Origin of the sequence: Lysinibacillus sp. NPDC093712 (assembly GCF_050280025.1) — a bacterium.
In the GTDB taxonomy this organism is placed as follows: Bacteria; Bacillota; Bacilli; order Bacillales_A; family Planococcaceae; genus Lysinibacillus.
Genome location: NZ_JBNNUU010000001.1, coordinates 868,039 through 889,813 on the forward strand (window position 1 = coordinate 868,039; position 21,775 = coordinate 889,813).

24 protein-coding genes are annotated in these 21,775 nt (G+C 35.1%); 22 read left to right on the plus strand and 2 right to left on the minus strand.

The genetic code is table 11. The features are described 5' to 3' along the window. The first annotated feature begins 180 nt into the window (after nucleotides 1-180). From ACQKNX_RS04445 to ACQKNX_RS04455, 3 genes are read left to right on the plus strand one after another with little or no spacing between them, the layout of a single operon-like run. Entirely contained in the window at nucleotides 181-1,416 is a 1,236-nt protein-coding gene (locus ACQKNX_RS04445) for an acyl-CoA dehydrogenase family protein (protein ID WP_427427759.1), read from the plus strand. Then, nucleotides 1,413-2,189 (plus strand): SDR family oxidoreductase, encoded by a 777-nt coding sequence (locus tag ACQKNX_RS04450; protein WP_427427760.1) that lies wholly within the window; start codon nucleotides 1,413-1,415, stop codon nucleotides 2,187-2,189. The genes ACQKNX_RS04445 and ACQKNX_RS04450 overlap by 4 nt, the downstream gene beginning before the upstream one ends. Nucleotides 2,190-2,200: 11 nt before the next feature. Next, nucleotides 2,201-3,247, plus strand: coding sequence for a phosphotransferase family protein (locus ACQKNX_RS04455; protein ID WP_427427761.1), 1,047 nt, complete (start codon nucleotides 2,201-2,203; stop codon nucleotides 3,245-3,247). Between the two features lie 411 nt (nucleotides 3,248-3,658). On the opposite strand, the gene ACQKNX_RS04460 is transcribed toward ACQKNX_RS04455, so the two are convergent. Beyond that, on the minus strand, nucleotides 3,659-4,594 hold the full coding sequence (locus tag ACQKNX_RS04460; protein WP_427427762.1) for a hypothetical protein: 936 nt from the start codon (nucleotides 4,592-4,594) through the stop codon (nucleotides 3,659-3,661). Nucleotides 4,595-4,684: 90 nt separating this feature from the next. Here ACQKNX_RS04460 and ACQKNX_RS04465 point away from each other — a divergent pair, with 90 nt between their 5' ends. From ACQKNX_RS04465 to ACQKNX_RS04475, 3 genes are all read left to right on the plus strand, one after another. Then, entirely contained in the window at nucleotides 4,685-4,912 is a 228-nt protein-coding gene (locus ACQKNX_RS04465) for a hypothetical protein (RefSeq protein ID WP_427427763.1), read from the plus strand. Between the two features lie 124 nt (nucleotides 4,913-5,036). After that, on the plus strand, nucleotides 5,037-5,408 hold the full coding sequence (locus tag ACQKNX_RS04470) for a hypothetical protein (RefSeq protein WP_427427764.1): 372 nt from the start codon (nucleotides 5,037-5,039) through the stop codon (nucleotides 5,406-5,408). Nucleotides 5,409-5,482: 74 nt separating this feature from the next. Next, nucleotides 5,483-5,887: a hypothetical protein gene (locus tag ACQKNX_RS04475; protein ID WP_427427765.1), complete on the plus strand. Its 405-nt coding sequence runs from the start codon at nucleotides 5,483-5,485 to the stop codon at nucleotides 5,885-5,887. A gap of 172 nt (nucleotides 5,888-6,059) precedes the next feature. On the opposite strand, the gene ACQKNX_RS04480 is transcribed toward ACQKNX_RS04475, so the two are convergent. Beyond that, a complete protein-coding gene (locus tag ACQKNX_RS04480; protein WP_427427766.1) occupies nucleotides 6,060-6,629 on the minus strand; it encodes a GNAT family N-acetyltransferase in 570 nt (189 codons plus the stop codon). An 809-nt stretch (nucleotides 6,630-7,438) separates the two neighbouring features. On the opposite strand from ACQKNX_RS04480, the gene ACQKNX_RS04485 reads away from it, so the two are divergent. From ACQKNX_RS04485 to ACQKNX_RS04560, 16 genes are all read left to right on the plus strand, one after another. Continuing rightward, nucleotides 7,439-10,042: a cation-translocating P-type ATPase gene (locus ACQKNX_RS04485; RefSeq protein ID WP_427427767.1), complete on the plus strand. Its 2,604-nt coding sequence runs from the start codon at nucleotides 7,439-7,441 to the stop codon at nucleotides 10,040-10,042. 966 nt (nucleotides 10,043-11,008) lie between these two features. Continuing rightward, entirely contained in the window at nucleotides 11,009-11,230 is a 222-nt protein-coding gene (locus tag ACQKNX_RS04490; RefSeq protein WP_427427768.1) for a transcriptional regulator, read from the plus strand. Continuing rightward, nucleotides 11,227-12,486: a DNA polymerase thumb domain-containing protein gene (locus ACQKNX_RS04495; RefSeq protein WP_427427769.1), complete on the plus strand. Its 1,260-nt coding sequence runs from the start codon at nucleotides 11,227-11,229 to the stop codon at nucleotides 12,484-12,486. The genes ACQKNX_RS04490 and ACQKNX_RS04495 overlap by 4 nt, the downstream gene beginning before the upstream one ends. An 11-nt stretch (nucleotides 12,487-12,497) precedes the next feature. Next, complete coding sequence (locus tag ACQKNX_RS04500) at nucleotides 12,498-12,839, plus strand: YolD-like family protein (protein ID WP_427427770.1); 342 nt, start codon at nucleotides 12,498-12,500, stop codon at nucleotides 12,837-12,839. Further along, a complete protein-coding gene (locus tag ACQKNX_RS04505; protein WP_427427771.1) occupies nucleotides 12,832-13,179 on the plus strand; it encodes an aconitate hydratase in 348 nt (115 codons plus the stop codon). Before ACQKNX_RS04500 ends, ACQKNX_RS04505 begins: the two co-directional genes overlap by 8 nt. A gap of 232 nt (nucleotides 13,180-13,411) precedes the next feature. Then, a complete protein-coding gene (locus ACQKNX_RS04510; protein ID WP_427427772.1) occupies nucleotides 13,412-14,242 on the plus strand; it encodes a polysaccharide deacetylase family protein in 831 nt (276 codons plus the stop codon). Between the two features lie 99 nt (nucleotides 14,243-14,341). Continuing rightward, the gene (locus tag ACQKNX_RS04515) at nucleotides 14,342-14,896 is read left to right on the plus strand and encodes an RNA polymerase sigma factor (protein WP_427427773.1); all 555 of its coding nucleotides are present in this window, start codon (nucleotides 14,342-14,344) and stop codon (nucleotides 14,894-14,896) included. A gap of 6 nt (nucleotides 14,897-14,902) precedes the next feature. Beyond that, the gene (locus ACQKNX_RS04520; protein ID WP_427427774.1) at nucleotides 14,903-15,787 is read left to right on the plus strand and encodes a DUF3298 and DUF4163 domain-containing protein; all 885 of its coding nucleotides are present in this window, start codon (nucleotides 14,903-14,905) and stop codon (nucleotides 15,785-15,787) included. A gap of 237 nt (nucleotides 15,788-16,024) precedes the next feature. Then, on the plus strand, nucleotides 16,025-16,225 hold the full coding sequence (locus ACQKNX_RS04525) for a hypothetical protein (protein WP_427427775.1): 201 nt from the start codon (nucleotides 16,025-16,027) through the stop codon (nucleotides 16,223-16,225). A 206-nt stretch (nucleotides 16,226-16,431) separates the two neighbouring features. After that, entirely contained in the window at nucleotides 16,432-17,448 is a 1,017-nt protein-coding gene (locus ACQKNX_RS04530) for an HNH endonuclease (protein ID WP_427427776.1), read from the plus strand. Between the two features lie 18 nt (nucleotides 17,449-17,466). Next, on the plus strand, nucleotides 17,467-17,988 hold the full coding sequence (locus ACQKNX_RS04535; protein WP_427427777.1) for an SMI1/KNR4 family protein: 522 nt from the start codon (nucleotides 17,467-17,469) through the stop codon (nucleotides 17,986-17,988). A gap of 257 nt (nucleotides 17,989-18,245) precedes the next feature. Next, nucleotides 18,246-18,638: a hypothetical protein gene (locus ACQKNX_RS04540; protein ID WP_427427778.1), complete on the plus strand. Its 393-nt coding sequence runs from the start codon at nucleotides 18,246-18,248 to the stop codon at nucleotides 18,636-18,638. A gap of 77 nt (nucleotides 18,639-18,715) precedes the next feature. Then, complete coding sequence (locus ACQKNX_RS04545) at nucleotides 18,716-19,510, plus strand: hypothetical protein (protein WP_427427779.1); 795 nt, start codon at nucleotides 18,716-18,718, stop codon at nucleotides 19,508-19,510. Then, nucleotides 19,488-20,288: a hypothetical protein gene (locus ACQKNX_RS04550; RefSeq protein WP_427427780.1), complete on the plus strand. Its 801-nt coding sequence runs from the start codon at nucleotides 19,488-19,490 to the stop codon at nucleotides 20,286-20,288. Before ACQKNX_RS04545 ends, ACQKNX_RS04550 begins: the two co-directional genes overlap by 23 nt. Beyond that, nucleotides 20,288-21,073, plus strand: a complete 786-nt coding sequence (locus tag ACQKNX_RS04555) for a hypothetical protein (protein WP_427427781.1) — start codon at nucleotides 20,288-20,290, stop codon at nucleotides 21,071-21,073. The genes ACQKNX_RS04550 and ACQKNX_RS04555 overlap by 1 nt, the downstream gene beginning before the upstream one ends. 19 nt (nucleotides 21,074-21,092) lie before the next feature. Next, nucleotides 21,093-21,758 (plus strand): ATP-binding cassette domain-containing protein, encoded by a 666-nt coding sequence (locus tag ACQKNX_RS04560; RefSeq protein WP_427427782.1) that lies wholly within the window; start codon nucleotides 21,093-21,095, stop codon nucleotides 21,756-21,758. Nucleotides 21,759-21,775 lie beyond the last annotated feature (17 nt).

The following is a 21,775-nucleotide window of genomic DNA, read 5'->3' on the forward strand; positions in this document are numbered from 1 at the left end:
GAAGGAATGAAAAAATGGTGCTTAATTTAGCTGTTTTGTGAACGTATTATCTCTTTTATTCTATTTTTTATGGAATTGATGATTGATTTACATGGCATATAGCGGTAACATTTAATGTAAGAATAAGAATGAACAATCATTCATTTTTCATTCGCGTTGTCAATCAAAGGGGGCGTTCATATGAATTTTTCTTATAGTGAAAAAGTAGTAGAACTGCAAGAAAAACTGACAAATTTTATGGAGCAATATGTTTATCCAAATGAGGCAGTATATGCGGCACAGGTGGAGGCAATGGAGGATCGTTGGGGAGCGATTCCTCCAATTATGGAAGAATTGAAGAGCAAAGCACAGGAAGCGGGGCTATGGAATCTGTTTTTACCTGATAGTAAGTACGGCTCAGGTTTATCGAATTTAGAATATGCTCCTTTGTGTGAAATTATGGGGCGTTCATTAATAGCGCCCGAAGTCTTTAACTGCAATGCCCCTGATACAGGGAATATGGAGGTACTTGTACGCTACGGCTCTGAGCAGCAGAAAAAAGAGTGGCTAGAACCGTTATTACGTGGGGAAATTCGGTCTTGCTTTGCGATGACAGAACCCGCAGTAGCTTCAAGTGATGCAACAAATATTGAGGCAAGTATTGAACGTGATGGCGATTATTACGTTTTAAATGGCCATAAGTGGTGGACAACAGGGGCTGGAGATCCTCGTTGTAAAGTCGCTATTTTTATGGGCAAACATAAGGATTCTAGTGCACCTATACATGAGCAACAGTCGATGATTTTAGTACCGATGAATACACCAGGGGTCAAAATAGAGCGCATGCTAACTGCTTTTGGCTATGATCATGCCCCAGAAGGACATGGTGAGGTAACGTTTACCAATGTGCGAGTACCTGTGGAAAATATTTTATGGGGTGAGGGCAAAGGATTTGCGATTGCACAGGGGCGTTTAGGTCCGGGACGAATTCATCATTGCATGCGCCTAATTGGAGCAGCCGAACGAGCTTTAGAGGAAATGTGTATTCGTTTACAGGAGCGTCATGCTTTCCATCGACCATTAGCCGATCAAGGCGTAATGCGTGAAAGGATAGCCGAGTCACGCATTGATATTGAGCAGGCAAGACTGCTTACGTTAAAGGCTGCCTATATGATGGACACGGTAGGCAATAAAGAAGCGAAGGCTGAAATTGCGATGATTAAAGTTGTTGCACCAAATATGGCTTTACGTGTGATCGATCGTGCAATTCAAGCGTTTGGCGCTGCTGGCGTGGGACCCGATACAACATTAGCTGCACAATGGGCCAATTCACGTACTTTGCGATTAGCAGATGGACCAGATGAGGTTCATCGCAATACTGTAGCGAAATTGGAACTGAAAAAACATGCCACAAAGCAAAAGGAGCTGGTGAAATGAGTGTATTTGACTTATTTTGCTTAAAAGGGAAAACCGCTATTGTTACTGGTGGCGGTCGCGGACTTGGTGCGCAAATTGCCCAAGGCTTTGCAGAGGCAGGTGCAAATGTTGTGCTATGCTCACGAAAAGTGGAGGCTTGTGAGGAAGTGGCTGCACAGCTTGCGAAATTGGGTGTCCAGACACTTGCGCTTGCCTGTGATGTGACAAAACCCGAAGAAATAGCTAATGTCGTGTCCAAAACATTGGAGACATTTGGGAAAATTGATATTTTAGTAAATAACAGTGGAGCCTCATGGGGTGCACCTGCTGTCGACATGCCGTACGAGGCTTGGCAAAGGGTTTTTGATGTGAATGTCAATGGGACATTTTTAATGACTCAGGCAGTTGGTAAAGTGATGATCGAACAAAACGCTGGGAAAATTATTAATATTGCTTCTATTGCAGGGCTTGGTGGTACACTACCTAATTTTATGGATACGATTGGCTATAATGCTAGTAAAGGTGCAGTAATTACATTCACGAAAGATTTAGCCGTAAAATGGGGACCAGCGGGTGTCAACGTCAATGCCATTGCTCCCGGATTTTTCCCGACGAAAATGTCGAATGTCTTAATTGAACGAGGACAAGATTATTTAATGGGCGCTACACCTTTAAAGCGTTTAGGTTCTGAAAATGATTTGAAGGGAGTTGCACTATTTTTAGCAGCAGCAGCTTCGGATTATGTTACAGGTGAGGTCATTGTCGTAGATGGTGGAATGAGTGCAATTATTTAAGGGGGGTTCCTATGGATACGATGCAAGTAAGGGCAAGTGAACGGATTGATGCAGAGCAATTACATGCTTTTTTAAAGCGACATTTCTCAAACTTACCAGAGGGGAAACTAGAAATTTCTCAATTTAGTGCTGGCCATTCTAATTTAACTTACTGTTTAAAAATAGCGGATTTTGAAGTCGCACTTCGCAGACCACCTCTTGGGCCAGTTGCAAAAAAGGCGCATGATATGAAGCGTGAATTTACAATTTTATCTGCGCTCCATCCGTTTTTAGCAATTGTGCCAAAACCATATGTTTATGTCGATGATGATAGCATTATCGGCAGTGATTTTTTCTTAATGGAACGAAAAAAGGGTGTTGTATTGGATACGCATTTTCCACCTGGTACCGATACGACAGTAGAACTAGCCCGTCAGTTATCTGAAAAGATGGTGGAATCATTAGTAGCGCTTCATGCCATCCCATATCAGGAAACGCCATTAATAGACATGGTCAAGCCTGATGGGTTTATGGAACGCCAGGTGCATAGCTGGATTGATCGATACGATAAAGCGAAAACAGCTGAGCTTTCAGAGGTAGCAGTGCTAACAGCTTGGTTAAAGGATCATATACCGACAAATGCTGAAGCGACAATTATTCATTATGATTATAAGTTTAACAATGCGATGTTTTCACAAGATTATTCACAAATGATTGGGCTTTTTGATTGGGAAATGACGACAGTAGGGGATCCTTTAGCAGATCTCGGGGTTGCCATGAGCTACTGGATGCATGCAGATGACCCAAAAATGCTGCTGTACGCACTAGGAGAACCACCGATTACGATTTTACCTGGCTTTTATACAAGGGAAGAATTCATCGAACGTTATGCAGAGAAAAGTGGTCGTGATGTTTCAGCAATCAATTATTATATAACATTTGCTTATTTTAAATTAGCGGTGATTTGCCAACAGATTTATTACCGCTTTGTAAACGGGCAAACGAAGGATGATCGTTTTGCACAAATGGATACGATGGTAGCTGCACTTATTCAGCAAGCTGCTAAAAGTATTAAGTAAAAGTAGGTTGATAGAGGCTGTTTGATTGTAGCTGCTCCTAATTTTCGGGTGCATCTACAATCTTTTTTTGTTGCTATATAAATCGATAAATAATAACTACAGATTATCCGACACTATATTTTATAGTTTTAAATTATCTTCTCGCACCATTGTCATAATATAAAACTAAATATTCACGATAAAGAAATTAAAGAGGGGGAATATATGTTCTTTTTTGCGTCTTGTATTACAGAAAGAAGTAATGCCGATTTAAAAGAAAAAATCAGGTTCTCATTGAAAAACCTAATCAGTACGCCCATAACAATTTATTTATTATAATCCTCTCCTGCCTCCTACTAGCATTCACAGCACGACAAAAAAAGAGCAGACGATTTTGTCTACTCTTCTTCAAGTCCTTTTAAAATATGTGCATCATTTATTAAAGAATCTAGTACACGCATACAAACCTGTAACACCTGTAATTTCTGCTGCTAAACTACGTAAAGCTGATCCCCCCACACGTAATTTTTCTTCCCAAGATGTAGCACCCGCAATTAATTTTGCACTTTCTTTAAAACCACCGAGAGCTTTAATATAATTTCTAACTTTGATAATTTTAGCTGCTACAAATAAATTTGAACCAACAAACCAAACTAAAGCTGCACTACATGCTCCTATTGCTACCCAATCTGGATCTGCCAATACAGGAAATGCAGTATTTTCATTAAAATTCACGGTTTGAATTAAAGTGTTATCAACCACTTCATAATAAGTGGGTACATCTACACCATTAGCATCAACTGCCCAAGCTTTCCCAAAAACACTTTGAATAATGTTATTTTCATCTACAATAAAGACTTCTTCTGTATCTAACTCATTTCCAGGGACGTCACCAAAGTAATCAGCAGATGAAATCAGCTTATGTCCTTCTGGTATATCCAACTCAAATTTATATTCCTTTGGAGCACTTGCATCTTTAATATTTACAATACTTCTAATTCCAAACTCCGTCGGTTGCAAAATCAAGTCTACTGGTCCGTCATTCTTATACTCATAGCTGCCTGATTCTGTAATTGTAGGTTTACTTAACTTCATATTATTCGGTACACCAATTTTTAAATCTTCTCCGGTCCCCTTACTTTTCAGAAGAATTCCATCATCAAACTCACTCGGTAGATTAATAATATTAAAATCATTTTCCGCAACACCGTTTTCGTTTGCTTTAATTAAATCATTAGTACCAGTAATTTCTTCTGTCTTAATAGCCGCTGAAGGAACTAGGGAATGTGCAGATGTAGCACTACTTAAAGTTGCACTCAATAAAAGAAAAGCGGCAAATAAACTAGTTATTTTTTGTGTTAATTTCATAACATGCACTTACTAAGTGTGTTATAATTTATATCCTAAATTAAATTAACTGAAATATCAAATAATTTAAAGCTAGAAAGGGTGCATCATATGTCTTGCAAATATAATAAATATGTAAGCTATATTACTGCAATCGCAATCCTTGTACTAATTTTATTCTTTACTAATAAAGTAAGCGAAGAGGTGTTTTTCATCTTATTTGCTTCTCTAAGTATAGCAATGCTAATATTGGGATTTTTAGCGTTTAGAAACGCTTTGAAAGATAAAGAAAAGATTGATTTACATGCATCTGATATCAAAAGAAAATTAAAAAAATAGAATGAAAACTAAGTAGTATGTCTCTGCATTCGTACAATAGAAAAGAACAGCTTTCGTAAATGTCGGTAAGCTTATTTAATACAAAGTTAGGCTTGCTAAACTAATATATAGTAGGTGTTTATATATGAAAGATACGAAAATATTAGTAGATGAGTTTATTAATCATTGCTTGATAGCAGAAGAAACGCAGATGACAGGAGATTATAAAAGAGGAAATAAATCCAATAAGGCGCTGTTAGCAATTTTGGAGCAACTAAAGCAATCATCTGAACTTGCAACAGAAGTGTTAGATGAGTTGTTTTTACATGAAAATCCTTTTGTTTTATATGTTTGCAGTATTTATTCAATTGTAGTGGACTATCGCAGAGTTGAAGCTTTAGAAATGCTTGAAAAGATTGCAGGGATGGAACAAAATATGACCAGTTTTGAGGCAAGCATAGTTCTTGAACAATATGAATCCGGCGAACTTTTTAAACTGTATGGTGTAAGTAAATAAGTTACCATTAAGGAAATGGCTTAGCGATGATAGTTGTTGGTTTTTTCTAAATTAACTTTAAAGTGGTGATTTAGATGGATAGTCAAATGAGTTTACTAATGGAGGTTCATGAATTAATTGAAGAATACTCTAAAATGGGTGATAGTTTACGTCATCCAGAAAACGCGATAATAGGCGTAGAGAAGGAGCTTAAACTAACTGCTGAGGAACTCAACGCGTTAAAAGTCAATGAATTTACTCATCAAAGTATAAGTGGTATTGAAAAGATTGTTCGTGATCGGATGATTTCAATCTTTTTTCACTTTTTCTGTATTTTAGATGGTGTTGGTGATCCTAAATTTAGAAATGATAATACGGTGTGGTTAGGGTTGAAATTAGAACAGAGAGGTCTAGGTGATGAGCGAGAGCATGAGGAATTTCTACACGATATGCTATATGAAGCATATTGGAAATGGCAAGAATTGAAATCTAATACGTGATTGTAGATTCGGTTTATGGCACTGTTTAATGAAATAAACATTCATAATGATAAACAAGTGAAAGCACGCTAAACAGATAGTCCTGTTTAGCGTGCTTTTATTGATTAGGAAAAGAAACGTAAAGTTGAGCTAATGATACTAAACGTACTTTCCAATCCAAGATCTTTTTAATTTATTTATTGTAATCCTCTTGCAGTATGCTGTAAATTTCTAAATCAATAACGCCTTTGCCAGACCAGAATGAAGCTTGTCTTAATAATCCTTCTTTTACAAAGCCACTTTTTAAAAGCACTTTTTTTGAAGTATCATTCATCGGCATAACCTCTGCTTGAATTCTATTGATGCCGACTTCATTAAATAGAAATTCGAGTATTGTTTGCACAGATTCAGTAGCGATGCCCTTATTCCAATAGTCCTCAGCTAAATAGTAACCAATTGTAACCATGTTTACTTTTTGATTAAAATCCATCGCTTCTATTATGCCGACTAATGTGTCTGGTTGATTCTTTAAAAAAATACCCCATTTCACTCGGCTTCTTTTCGTGAAATCCCGTTCAAAATGACCGATCATTTTTTGGACTGTCTGGATATTGTGCTTCGGAATGATGCCACAAAACTCAAATACTTTTTCATTATCGTAGATGGCAAATAGCATATCTAAGTGGCTTTCTTCAATTTTTTTAAATTGTAGGTTGTTCGAACTTAATAGCGGGAAGCTTTCAAAGACTTTTTCTACATTCATCTTATTTGTTTTCGCTCCTTAATCATTTTAATAATTTTGGAAAGCTATTTAAATATGTATTTATTAATATTTTCTAGTTCATACATTATATTGTAAAATGCCACTGGTGTATATCCTTTTTATTGAAATCAATAAAAAAGCTGTAGCGTATGAAATACGCTACAGCTCAGAATTGGTTGTGCCCTTTGATGGTGCTACTCGAAGTAGTATACCACAGAATAAAACATTATAGTTGTGTTTATGTATTATAAATCTTTTGAAATCAATAAAAGAAAGTGCCAGGCACTATTTATCTTAATAGGATGCTTTGTATGGGCACTCGTGTATCATTTTAGAGCTTGATAAGTTATTTTGCCCCCTTGACGCTACTAGTCGAGGGGGCTTTCATTTTCACAAAGATGGTAAATATTATAAGTTTACGTCAACAATAGTATAAAAAATTAAATCTCTATATCAATTATTATCATACTGGATTAGGACAAGGAATAGATTGTTATAGTTCGAATATTTGAAGATGGAGTAGATATGGAGAAACGTATTTCAGAATGGGGATTTTCCCGAAATTCATGAAAGAAAGTTCGGAGTTTGTAGTCGAAAAATACAAGGGAAATTGAAATTTGGTAGCTAAAAGACTATTCAATAGACGTTTTCCTTCTATTGAAATAGTCAGCTCTACGATGAATAACACATAAGTTATAATGGTCTATTCGAGTTTTGCGAGACTCTTTTGTTAGCAAAATAGCAGCAATCGTTTTTCGTCATGAGTATGATAGTCTAATAAAATTACACTGGAAGGAGAACTAGATGAAATGACACAATATCATCAGCAGTCGTCCGCAGAAGTCATGAATAAATTGAGCGTGACCAATAAAGGATTGAGTGATTCTGACGTTCAAAAGAGGCAAGAAGTTTATGGTTTCAATGTATTAGAGGAAGGTAAAAAAGTAAGTACAATTGCCGTTTTTTTTGGACAGTTTAAGGATTTATTAGTAATTATTTTAATGATAGCGGCTTTTATTTCATTTCTATTAGGTGAGGTAGAAAGTACGATTGTCATTTTGATTGTCATAATTTTAAACGCAATTCTCGGTACTGTGCAACATGTAAAGGCGGAAAAGTCTTTAGGTAATTTGAAAGCTTTGTCTTCTCCAATTGCGAAAGTGATGCGAAATAATCAGATTATCGAAATTCCGTCTAAAGATATAGTAGTAGGAGATCTTCTGTATTTGGAGGCTGGTGACTATATAAATGCGGATGGAAGATTAGTAGAAAGCCATAATCTTCACATAAATGAAAGCTCACTTACTGGTGAATCTTTAGCGGTTGCGAAATTTGCCGACCCTATCAAGGAAGATGTAATGGTTGCTGATAAGAAAAATATGGTTTTCACTGGGAGCTTTGTTACGAATGGTCGGGGTATTGTGATTGTCACGGCTATCGGAATGGAAACGGAAATTGGTAAAATAGCAAATTTGCTAGATACTGCGAAAGAAAAGAAGACTCCGCTACAGGTTAGCCTAGATCAATTTGGAGAGAAATTAGCCTTAGGAATCACGATGATCTGTGTAGTTATTTTCACAATTGATCTTGTTCGAGGCCGTGAGTTGGTAGAATCGTTTATGTTTGCCGTTTCGCTGGCAGTTGCGGCTATACCAGAGGCGTTAAGTTCGATTGTGACAATTGTGTTGGCTTTTGGGACACAAAAAATGGCAAAGGAAAATGCTATTATCCGAAAGCTCTTTGCTGTTGAAAGCTTGGGAAGTGTCTCTGTTATATGTTCAGATAAAACAGGAACCTTAACTGAAAACAAAATGGTTGTGCAACATGTATTTGTTGATCAAAAAGTTATTTCACACGATCAGCTACAAATGAAAAACACCATCGAAAAAGATCTTATTTGGAAGGCAATTTTATGTAATGATGCGTTGGAAAGAGATCATAAAGAAATTGGTGATCCTACTGAAATTGCGCTTGTGAAATTAGGGAAGCAATACGACTTTGATGAATTAATCGTCAGAGAAAATTGTCCAAGGGTAGCAGAGCTTCCTTTTGATTCAGATAGAAAGCTTATGAGCACAGTGAATCGTATTAATCAGCAAAATATTATGATTACGAAGGGAGCATTAGATGTTCTCCTTTCAAAAATCACGAAAATTAATACTTCTAATGGTTTATTAACTATTACTCATGAACATAAGAAAAAAATTGAAGAAGTTAATCGAGACTTTTCGATGAATGGTTTAAGAGTTTTGGCTATTGCATACAAGGAGGTATATGAACCTCGAGCAATCTCCGTTGTAGACGAAAGAGACTTAATCTTTGTCGGATTAATCGCAATGATGGACCCTCCTAGAAAAGAATCAAAGGCAGCAGTTGAAAGCTGTATCAAAGCAGGGATTAAACCTGTAATGATAACAGGTGACCATAAAATAACAGCCACTGCGATTGCAAAACAAATTGGTATTTTACAGGATCCAAGAGAAGCGATTGAAGGAGCTGAAATTGAAAAATTAACTGATCGGGAACTGCAAGAAAAAGTGCAAGATTTCTCAGTTTATGCCCGCGTAACACCAGAGCAAAAAATTCGTATTGTAAGAGCCTGGCAAGAAAAAGGGAACGTCGTTGCTATGACGGGGGATGGAGTCAATGATGGGCCAGCATTAAAGCAAGCCGATATTGGTGTAGCGATGGGAATAAGCGGTACTGAGGTGGCAAAAGATGCATCTTCTATGATCTTAACGGATGATAATTTTTCCACGATTGTCAAAGCAATATCAAATGGAAGAAGTATTTATACAAATATTAAAAATGCCATTTTATTTTTGCTCTCAGGGAATGCTGGAGCTATCTTTGTAGTTTTATATGCCACTATTTTAGGTTTACCAGTTCCATTTGCGCCGGTCCATCTATTATTTATTAACTTGCTAACCGATAGTTTGCCGGCAATTGCCATCGGGCTGGAACCAAATAATAAAAACACTATGAAGGACAAGCCAAGAAATATTCACACACCATTACTAAATAGAATATTTACGACCCAAGTGGTACTTGAAGGTTTATTAATTGCTATTTCTACGGCTGTTGCTTTCGAAATAGGATTGTCGACAGGAGATACTTTAACAGCAAGTACAATGGCATTTACAACGTTATGTTTATCAAGACTAATACATGGCTTTAACTCTAGATCCAAACAGTCAATCTTTGCCATCGGTATATTTTCGAATAAATATACTTGGTTAGCATTTTTAATCGGCTTTGTTGCTCTACATGTAGTATTATTTGTACCATCTTTCACGGATATATTTGAAGTTGCCACATTAACTGGCGCACAATTAGGTTTTATTTATAGCTTATCGTTCTTACCGTTTTTAGTTAATCAATGGTACAAACTATTGTTTGTGAGAAGTAAATAATACACTTAATAAAAGTGCCAGGCACCTGACATCAAGTTACTTTTATGCTCGCTAATCAAATAGCGGGCATTTTTTTGTTGAAAAAAACGTATGGGGCATCCGAGTGCAAACAAATAGGATTACTGCATAGTAGCAAATCTTCAATCCTTCACCATAATTTATATGCAATACTTGCCCAGTAACGTCTCTAGAATCATTAGATGCATGTAGGAGCAACTTCAAAAGACTGGGCCATTTGATCAAATAGATTCGCTCCGTGTAGTGTGTTCATCAGAAGAAAAACTAGAAGGGATAAGAGGTGTGCAAATACGACTAGGTGCTATTGCATTTAATTGAATCTGTTTTTGCAACGTTTTTTAGAATTCTAATCATTTGGATAATTATTATTAATAACGAATTACTCCTTATATTCATACACTATGTATGCTTGATTTTTTATGTGAAAACATTGAATTTTCAAGGGGGAAAGAGATGCGTTTCTACAGGAGTTTTCTTTTTCCTGAAAGGTAGTTTAAATTTCATATTGAATTGTAGGCTCCTCACATTTCTTGCTTAGATTTTAGAATAGACTTTAATAGAATGTTCTATACTTATTTCAATAATTTTCAATCATTCCTATTATTAAGCAGGGGATCATTTGGGATTAATTTGTATTGTGTGAATACACATAACAAACATTAGAAAAACTAGATTTTTGATGCTGCTTAGTCATTTTACAGCCGTCTACTAGATAGGGATAAGCCAGGGACTCATTTGAGTAACTGGTCTTTTTTCGTTTCCAAAAATTGAACCTTGCCAAGATACAAACATTTGTTCTAATATGTATACAAACAAGTGTTCTTACATAAGATAGGTAAAGGGGAAAATTATTGTGCTAATAATAATTAGGTAAACTGAAGCGAACAAAAATGGTTGGCTATTGGATACAAAATTTTTTGAATGACTGGCACTGAGGAGGAAACTAAGATGAGAGAGCAACTGATTAAAGCTATGCAACGCAGTCAACTAGTGAACATGATGTATATAGCGAAAGATGGTTCCGTGACAAAAAGGCGTGTAAAAGTCATTAAAATGGTTGGCGATTCATTTCAAGCATTTTGTTTCACAAGACATGCAAGGCGTACTTTTTTAATCAGCAATGTTCTAGCCATTATTCCTATTGTTAGTAAGGGACGTGAAGTTATATGAATTATGAGGGAATGCCAAATAGACCTATTATGTGTATCGATATGAAATGTTTTTATGCCAGCTGCGTAGCGATGTTACATGGGCTAGATATTTTAAAAACGCCAGTTGCGGTAGTTGCTAACTTTGACCAACCAGGCAGCGTAGTACTTGCCGCATCACCATTGATGAAAGAGAAATTTAAAATCAAAACTGGAAGTAGACGCTATGAGATACCGAAACATCCTGATATTAGATTGTTTGAGCCAAAAATGAGCTTCTTCATTCAAATGTCGATGACGATTACAAATTTGCTTTCTAATTACGTACCGGTTGATGCTATACATGTGTATAGTGTAGACGAAAGCTTTGTTGATTTAACTGGTACTGAAAAGCTTTGGGGCTCGCATGAGGAAACGGCTAAGGAAATACAAAAAGCTATTCTGGATCAATTTAATGTACCTAGTGCAGTAGGCCTGGGACCAAACATGTTAATAGCCAAATTAGCTTTAGACCTTGATGCCAAGAAAACTGGTTTTGCCAAATGGACGTATGAGGATGTTCCAAAGAAATTATGGCCAGTTCGACCTCTATCCGAAATGTGGGGTATAGGAAAACGAATGGAAGCAAATCTAAATGCTATGGGAATACAAACAGTTGGTGGTTTGGCTCATACAGATTTAGAAGAATTAGAAAAGCGCTTTGGTGTAATGGGCAATCAGCTCTATTACCATGCATGGGGAATAGATCTATCCAAATTAGGAGAGCCGTTAATAACAAACGGAGCTTTAAGTTTTGGTAAGGGGCAAATGCTGATGAGGGATTATCACACACGAAAAGAGATTTCGGTAGTGCTCCTAGAAATGTGCGAAGACGTAATGAAACGAACACGTGATGCAGGGTTTGTTGGCCGTACAATCAGCTTAGGTCTTTCATATAGTCATAATGCCATGACCAAAGGGTTTCATCGGTCTAAAACAATTGCAGTGCCAACAAGTGAAACGCTTGTGATGTATAAAACTTGTATTGAATTACTGGATGAACATTTTGCTGGAGAGCCAGCGCGACAATTATCAGTCAGAATATCCAACCTAGAGAAAGAACATAGCATTCAATTGGATTTATTTGATGAACGCAAACCACAACGTCAAATTATTGGTCCTACAATGGATGCAATACGCAATAGGTTTGGAGCTACCTCAATATTAAGAGCAGTTTCTTATACAAAAGCGGGTACAGCTATTAAACGAGATCGCTTAGTTGGTGGTCATTTGGCATAGGAGTGATTGGAATGATAAAGGATAGAGGGAATATTAAATGGGCATCGATGATGTTACCAGAACATTTGGAGCTGCTTAGAGCGTATAAACAAACAGAAGATATAGAGCCACCAAGAGAGCTAACGGATTGGGAGCTAGAAGAATTACAACAAACAATAAATCAAGCCTATAATCAGCAAAGCGACGTTAAGTTAGAAGTATGGATGGATAGTAAAACTATGCAATGGAATGGATTAATAAAGTCAATTAATTTCAATACCAATGAACTTATACTGGACACACTGATAAAAACTATACGCATTCCATTACAGCATGTACAATCAGCCCAACTGGATGCTGATTATTATGATTAAGGCTGACGAAAGACAGTTACTTCATAAGTATCTTTTGTTGGAACTAGCAGTTAAATCATTGCAGGTTGACTATCATAAAGTAGAACAGTTTAAAATGAAAACGGTATTTCTTCCAATGATGGATTCATTGCTAAAGGACCTACGACAAGAATATTTTAACCTCAAACGAGAACTTGCACGAAAACGTATACGAGTAGTAGGATGGCAGCCAGTAGATGAATACTTTAGTGACGTGCAAGTCGCCACTGCTGGTAATGATGTAGTGCTTCGTTATGCTAATCAAGCTCTTAAATCACAGGTGGAAAAGTTGTTGATTAATCATATAAGCAATAACAAATGACAGGTACTCATGAGAGACCTGTTTTTTGTAATAAAGAAGCCATTTAAGTATTAACATTCACAAAATTGTACTATTTTAAATGTGATTTTTATAGATTGGCTGGGTAGAAAAATGCTAAAGCGCAATTGCTACAAAAAAATGATATTTTTTATAAATTCATTGAAACTTTTTCAACTCTCGTATTCTCTTCTATTTTATAAAGGTTAAATTTAGAAAAGAAAGGTGCATTGGAATGAGAGGAAGGAAAAGAATTAGATGGGGTAGAATTGTGGCGGTCATTGTGTTCATTACTATAATGCTAGGAGCTAGTTATTACTTAATAGGTGGAAAAATAGAGGACCATGGACAAGCTGAAAATATTGTTAGTAATGAGGCAAGGCTTGTAGAAACCGAAGAAATAGCAGAAGAAAATGAAGCTGACGTGGAAGTAATAGAAGAAGTAGAAACAATTGCATTGCGTCCTGATGGAAAATACATAGCGCTTACCTTTGATGATGGACCGAGCCCAAAAGTAACACCACGAGTATTGCAGACTTTAAAGCAGCATGAAGCAAAAGCAACTTTCTTTATGCTGGGGAGCAGAGTTGAAATGTATCCAAGTATTGCGGCACAAGTAGCTGCTGAGGGTCATGAAATAGCAAATCATACTTTTAGTCATCCGAATTTAAAGAAAATGACGCATAAAGAAATGATAGAAGAAATAGATAAAACGAACAATATTATTGAAATGGCAACAGGCGTAACATCAACTTTATTCCGTCCTCCTTACGGGGTATACAATCAAGATATTTTAAACTATACAACGTCAAATAATTATACAACCATTCTATGGTCTGTTGATTCACTAGATTGGAAAAGTCGTAATCCAACAACGATAAAAAAAGAAATTTTAAGTAATGTCACAAATAAATCTGTCGTATTAATGCATGATATTCATACAGCAACAGCAGAGGCTTTACCAGAGTTATTAATGACATTAAAAAAAGAAGGATATGAATTTGTAACAGTATCGGAACTTTTAACGCTACAAGAAGAAAAAGTCGATCCCTATTTTGGCAATTGATTGTGCCAAGAAACGAAACCAATCAATTAAAACATTCAAGATGTTTGTTCAATCATTCGTAGATTGCATTCTCTCGTATCATTAAAGGGAGGTGAGTCTTTGGATACGCAAGTAGTCGAAGAAAAATTTAACGAAATTTATGACAAAACTTATCATCAATGTTTAATATATGTCATTAGTAAATGCAATCATACGAGTGTTATTCCTGATATTATTCAAGAAACATATTTAGCGCTTTATCAAATACTAAAGGACAAGGGGCTCGATTACATTAAAAATCCAGAGGCCTATGTAATAAGAATCGCTAAATCTAAAATCTACAACCATTATTCTTTAAAGGAAAAAGTAAAAAGTATCATACCGTTGTTTGATATAAATAAAGAAGATAAAGAATATAATCAGGCTGATATAAATAATGAGCAATACGAAAATGAAATAGAGATTACAGTAGAAAATAAAGAAGTGCTATCGGCTATTTGGCGCTTTTTGCAATCAAAACCACAAAAGGTGCAAAAAGTATTTTACTTATTTTATTATGCTGAACTATCAATTCCTGAAATTGCTCAATTACTGCATTTAAATCAATCCACGATAAAAAATCATATTTACCGCACCACTCATGAAATACGAAAAAAGTTTGGGAAGGACGGTTGAAGCTAAATGAAGGAGCATGAACGAAAAGTATTAAAACGTGTTATTGAAGAAAACTTAGCGAATAAGGAATTGATACGAAAAAAAGTACTATCGACGGCTGAAAATGAAATAGTACCGAAGAAGAGGATAACGATTATGAAAATGAAATCTATTGCAATTCCTTTAACGGCATGTCTTATATTTATGTTTTTTGTGAACTTAAGCCCTACATTTGCACTGGCAGTGTCAAAGGTTCCTGTACTAGGGGCAGTAGCCAAAGTGATAACAATTGATGAATATATAGAAAAGACGGATTATATTGATGCGCATATTAAAATTCCACAATTCACTGATATACGTAATCCATCAATAGAAAATCAGATTAATACGATGATTAAGGAAAAAATTGAGAGTCTTGCTGAGAAGGCAAAGCAAGACTCAGCTGAATTCAAGAAAAACTACCTTGGGGAAGGAGCGTATTCCGAGGATATTGAATATACGCCGAGTACATACAAATTTGATTATGAAGTGAAAAGTTCAAATGAACAGACGTTATCATTTATCATTAATGAAACGGAAACAACGAACGGACTAACGTTTGTCACGAAATATTTTTATAATATTGATCTGACAACAGGAAAAGAACTAACGCTCGTTGATTTACTAGGACCAGACTACGAGAAAAAGGTAGATCCTGAGATTGAACGTCAAGTGAAGGAACGTGCCAAGGCTGATGAAAATCTATTATGGTATTATGAGGAATATTACGCTTCAAAGGGCGCTGGAGGAATAGACGAGTATACATCTAAAAACTTCTATATTAATGAACAAGGGAACCCTGTCATCTTTTTCTATGAATATAACATCGCCCCACCATATGCAGGACCACAGGAATTTGAGATAAAACGATAAACAATATTGAAACATATAGAAGAAGACCAGCTACTTATAAATAAAAAGTAGCTGGTCTTTTTGTATAAAATGCAACGGTAAAAATAGTAACTTTACCTTATGTACTAATAAAATATCAATTAAATATATCAATTTTAACAAAAAAATCTTTACGAAATAAACTGAATAATAGTAAAATTATAATAATTGAATGACCAAAAATAGTGAGAAATACATTACAATTCGGAGGAGAGCAAAATGAAGAAGTCTAAACTTTTTGCCAGTATTGTAGCTGTTAGTTTGTTGACTATAGGGTTTGGTTCATTTGCAAATGCGTCCCCAACATATCACGAATATTCAGGGAAAGTACCAAGATTCGAAGATTTAGAGACCAATGATATTAAAGAAACTACAAGCAGTGCATACAATTTAGTGTCATATATTCAGAGGGGCAAATAAGTGTCATGGGTAGAAAAGTAGAATAAGAATCGGAACGTGAAAGGCCGCATAAATTTGGTCATTCAACAATTAATTAAAATGCTGAAGGTTGAGGTGATAATGTATATCAGGCACGAGTTAAAATTTCTCCTATTAAACCACTAGAATAATAACTTTAAATTGTGAAAATACTAAAATTCTATTTTAAAAGGAGAGGGAAAATTGAAATGAAAAAATTAGTATCATCACTATTAATATTATTACTTTTAGTTTCTTTTACTCCAAACTTTATAGCAAGCTCGTCTGTGTTAGAGTTAGATCAAGTAAGTCATGAGGAAAATTATTCAGAAGCGGCTATTCAGTTACAAAAATTAAATGAGTTGGGATATATTGATGAATATATTACTGAGGAAGACCTTAGAACAGAATTTCATGATAGCCTTAATGTAATAAAGGATGGATATATATTAAGTGAAGGAACATATCTAGTTGCGTTAGATACTGAAACTGATGAAATAATTGATATAGATGAGTTAATTGACAACAAGTTTCAAATAAATACATTCTCAATTAACGAGGATTCAGATAATATAAGTACCTACAATTCCTTATTGGTATATTCAGTTGCATTTAAAACATGGATTACTGATGCTGGTACAACAACATCAAAAATTAACCATTCAGCAGAGGTTACCGGAGTATATGGGATAGGTAAAAGACCAAATAGCTATACAATTATTGCAAGTATTCAAAGAGCTACAAGTGAAAATGGTTCATATATAAATGCAGACAATACTACAAAAACAGTAGCCTTAAAACAAGTTGTTACAATTTCTGCTTATATTAATTCTACTTATTATTGGAAATCGGATTCAATAGCATATGCTAATTATCCAAACGCATCTTATCGCGCGAGTGCTAAAAATGAAGGACCTTGGTTATTGAATAAAAAAGGAATGAAATACCCAGAATATACAGACCCTAAGTCTAAAAAAGTAATGACTAAACCTGCTTCTACAACTTGGTCAGCAAACTCTAGTTCTTCTTGTGCCTTGACTTCCTCTGATAGAGCAGCATATAAAGCATGGTATGATAAAACTTATGGATCTTTAAATTGGAATGATTATGAAATCCATCATATTAGACCATGTAAATGGGGAGGAAATAAGGATTATAGCAATTTAATTCCTTTGCCATATTCATTTCATAGAGCAACTGTATCTCCTTGGTGGGTAAACTATTAGAAATTAGGTGAAGTTAATATGTCTATGGAATTAGTCTTAGCATCATTAAATAAAAGGCTAGATAAAGAGAACAGCATTACCATCCAAAGGGAAAATGGAGAAATTTTAAATGTAACATGTGAGTGGAATAGTCCAATATCAAACCATGAACTACAGCAATTCGCATTAAATACCCATCACGTGTTACCAAAAGAATTATCCTTATTTTTAAAACAAAGTGATGGGGCTAAATTATTTAATGTTGAAGGTCTTGGTTATGATTTCTTTGATATATTTAAGTTAAGCGAGATACTAAATTATATCCATGAATATGAGACAAATATATATTATCAAAGTGCCTATGATAAAAATTGGTTTATGATGGGTAATTATAGAGGATATGGCGACTATATGTTCATTGATTCGCAAAAAGTTGCTAATGGGGAAGATGATTATCTCATCTATGTTTATGAAGGAGACATTCAAAGATTGCAGATGAATTTTGAAACATGGCTTGACAGGTTCATTGTCACACAGGGAGCTAGATATTGGCTATGGTAAAGCTCGTTGTAAGCTCGCTAAACAATATTGAAACATATAGAAGAAGACCAGCTACTTATATATAAAAAGTAGCTGGTCTTTTGTATAACATGCAACGGTAAAAATAGTAACTTTATCTTGTGTGATATTAAAATATAAACTAAATATATAGATTTTAACAAAAAATACTTTACGAAATAAACTGAAAAATAGTAAAATTATAATAATTGAATGACCGAAAATAGTGAGAAATACATTACAATTTGGAGGAGAGCAAAATGAAGAAGTCTAAACTTTTTGCCAGTATTGTAGCTGTTAGTTTGTTGACTATAGGGCTTGGTTCATTTGCAAAGGCGTCCCCAACATATCACGAATATTCAGGGAAAGTTCAAATTATAAGTGATTTAGAAAGTAATGATGCAGTTAAAGAAAATACGGGCAGTGCTTACAATTTAGTGTCGTATGTTCAGAGGGGCAAATTAGTGTCATGGGTAGAAAAGGGGAATAGGAATGTAACAACAAAAGAAATGTACTCAGAGCGTACGACCGTGCTAATGGATTACTTAGGAAATGCCAGTTCATTAATAGGAGAAAATGTTTATTTAAATATATCTACTTCAATAGGAACGTTTGAATCAGTTGATACTGCAGGAACGTGGACACCTAATTAATCGATTTGATAAAAGACACTTAATTTTTGGTCATTCAATCAATTGATTAAAAATGGTGAAAGTTGAGGTGTTTTGGGTTGCTGATGTATATTAAGCAAGAGTTTAAAAGAGCATTATTATCCAAAATGGGACTTATCACAATAGCCTCCTCTATTCTACTCGTGTTTATTGGTATGCTGGAAGCATTAATATGGATTAATAGTGGGGTTATTTCAATTGTATACGCTTTTTTACAGGGCTATAACGCTGGTACTGCATCATATATTGTCATTACTTTTCCAATTATTGCATGTATGCCGTTCGCGAATTCTTATCGAACAGATATTCAGACAGGATTCCATCATTATATACGATACCGTATGAAAAAAAGCTACTATATGACAATTCGTTTAGCTGTAAATGCACTTGCAGGTGGTGTAGTCGTTGCAATTGGCCCTATTATTGGTTTTACTTTTTTAATGGTTTTAAAACTTCTATTAAATGTACCGATGTTAAGACCCGAGCAAAGATTGGAACCGGTGCTTTTTTTTCAAAGTATCGGTGTAAGTACTCCAATCATGATGATAATTATGATGATTGGGATTATGTTTTGTTGTGGGATGATTTTTGCAACCCTTGGTTTAGGAATATCGGGGGTAATTCAAAATAAATATATTGCGATATTTATACCGTTTATTTATCTTATTATTTCAGTGACAGTATTGGCGAAAATTCACCCTGCTTTAAATGCGATGGCACTGTTTGATGTGGATGTCATCGATCGATATAATATTGGCCAAACTTTTCTATATGGCGTTGTGCTTGTTGTAGTAGGGATGACACTATTTTTTATAGGAGGGGCAGCGAAGATTGAAGAGCGGTTTAAAGAGTAAAAAACAATTAAAGCTATATTCATCAAAAAAAAGTATCATTTTCGTTTATATTATGTTGATGCTATATTTCTATAATCTGTTGCTATCAACAAAATTAGTCGAAGGAAATATCTTTGATTTATTACTTCATCTTACGGAGTTTCATCCACTTTTTTATTCCATCTTGCCTGCATTTTTAATCATTCTTATATCGTTATTTACATTAGGGAATGTGCAAAACTATTTGTTAATTCGATTTCATACGAAACGGCAATGGTATTATGCAAACCTTTTACGAGTGGTAAAGTCAGCTGCATATTTCTGTCTAATGCTTGTTGCCATAATGGTACTTGAAGCTATATTTGTATTAGATTTCAATAATCAATGGAGTAATTATAGTATTCATTACTATAAACATCATACTGAGCTATTAAGTAATAACACACCTGTTTTCTTGACTACGATGTCAGTCGTACTATTATGGTTGTTTTTATGTTTCTTCGGAATGCTTTTTTACATAAGCTACTTGTTTACAGGACGGGTTTTATTAGCCTGTACAGTTGTTCTTCTAGTCAACATATTGAATATAGGTGTGTTCCTTTCAAAAATAACGCCTATTTCTTCCTATTTATTTTATGACCATATCAATGTTTTTCAATATACCACTAGCTCAGTTTCTGACATAAGAGAATATCCATATACAATTCTACTATATTGGATTGTGTTAATTTCCTTACTATATTTAATTGGGTTTTGCTGTATCAATAATAAGGATATGTATATTGGAGAGAGAAAATAATGCTAAAAAAATTAATTTTCTACTATTTACGTTCTTTCTTTAAACCTGCGTATGTTCTATGTATCGTTGGCGTTTTTGTACTGAATGGTATTCTTGTTTATGCCTCATATGGCGATCTCATTCCAAATGGCTATGCAAATCAGATTGTTTTTATGTTCTATATGCCTTTAAATATCCAATTCGACTTATTACGTTGGTTATTGATTTTTATCCCTATCCTCCTATTTCTTAGTTCGTTTATTTTACGTGAGATGCGTGATCATCCAACATATCTCATTCTAAGAATGAAAAGTTACCGTCATTGCTTTCACAGTATGTTTATTGCGATATGCAGCAGTTTAGTTGGAACACTTGGAATAGGTTATGGGGTTACGGGAATAGTTGTTTTCTTATTAAATAATCAAACAGGGAATCAAAGTGACATAGGCTTATCGTTGTTCCTAAACACGAATGGATGGCAAGTGCTGTTGAATCATTTTATGCTATTTATCTTGACGTTATTGTTATTACTTATTGTCCACACTATTTTTTCGTTTATTATCCATAATGCTGTCTTCGCAATGTTCACCGTTATTATTAGTATGATTTCATCGGCTACTATCGGTTATTTGTTTCCATACTCACTAAAGTTTTTACCGTTAACGTATTTCTTGCTCGGCTTGAGAGAAATGCAGGAGGTAACCTTTGCTTGGTCTAATAGTATAATCCTGCTATGTATCGTTTTGTCCTATTGTGTGCTTTCTATGCTTTTTATTAATCTACGAGAAAAAATAGTTGGTGTTTAACGTAAAGGGGGTTGTATAGATGACAATACTCGAAATACACAATTTGTATAAAAAGATAAAGGGCCGCGAACTGCTGAAAAATATAACATTAGTCATTGATAAACCTGGAATTTATGGGATTGTCGGTAGAAACGGTTCAGGCAAAAGTCTATTATTTAAGACGATTGCAGGACTTTTTGTTCCGAGTAGTGGCACTGTAAGTGTGTTTGGTGACATTATCGGGAAAGGTAATTTTCCGAAATCCTTTGGTGCACTGTTAGATACGCCGGGATTTCTGACCCATTATTCAGGTTTTCAAAACTTAAAAATACTCGCCTCGATACAGAACAAAATCAATGATAAGGATATCGAAAATGTACTGACATTAGTTGGCCTCGATTTTAATGATAAAGGACCAGTTCGTAAATATTCTTTGGGCATGCGGCAAAGGTTGGGGATTGCACAAGCTATTATGGAAAAACCAAAATTACTATTATTGGATGAACCGATGAATGGGCTGGATGAATCAGGTGTATCGGAAATGCGCGAGATGATTCTTAACTTTAAAAAGAAGGGAATAACCATTCTTTTAGCTAGCCATAATTCTGAAGATATTTCTTTACTTTGCGATGAGGTTTACAAAATGGATGCAGGGGAGTTAGCTCGTCATACTATAAATACGGCTAGTACGACACAGCTTATTTAAAAATACAGCATCCTGGA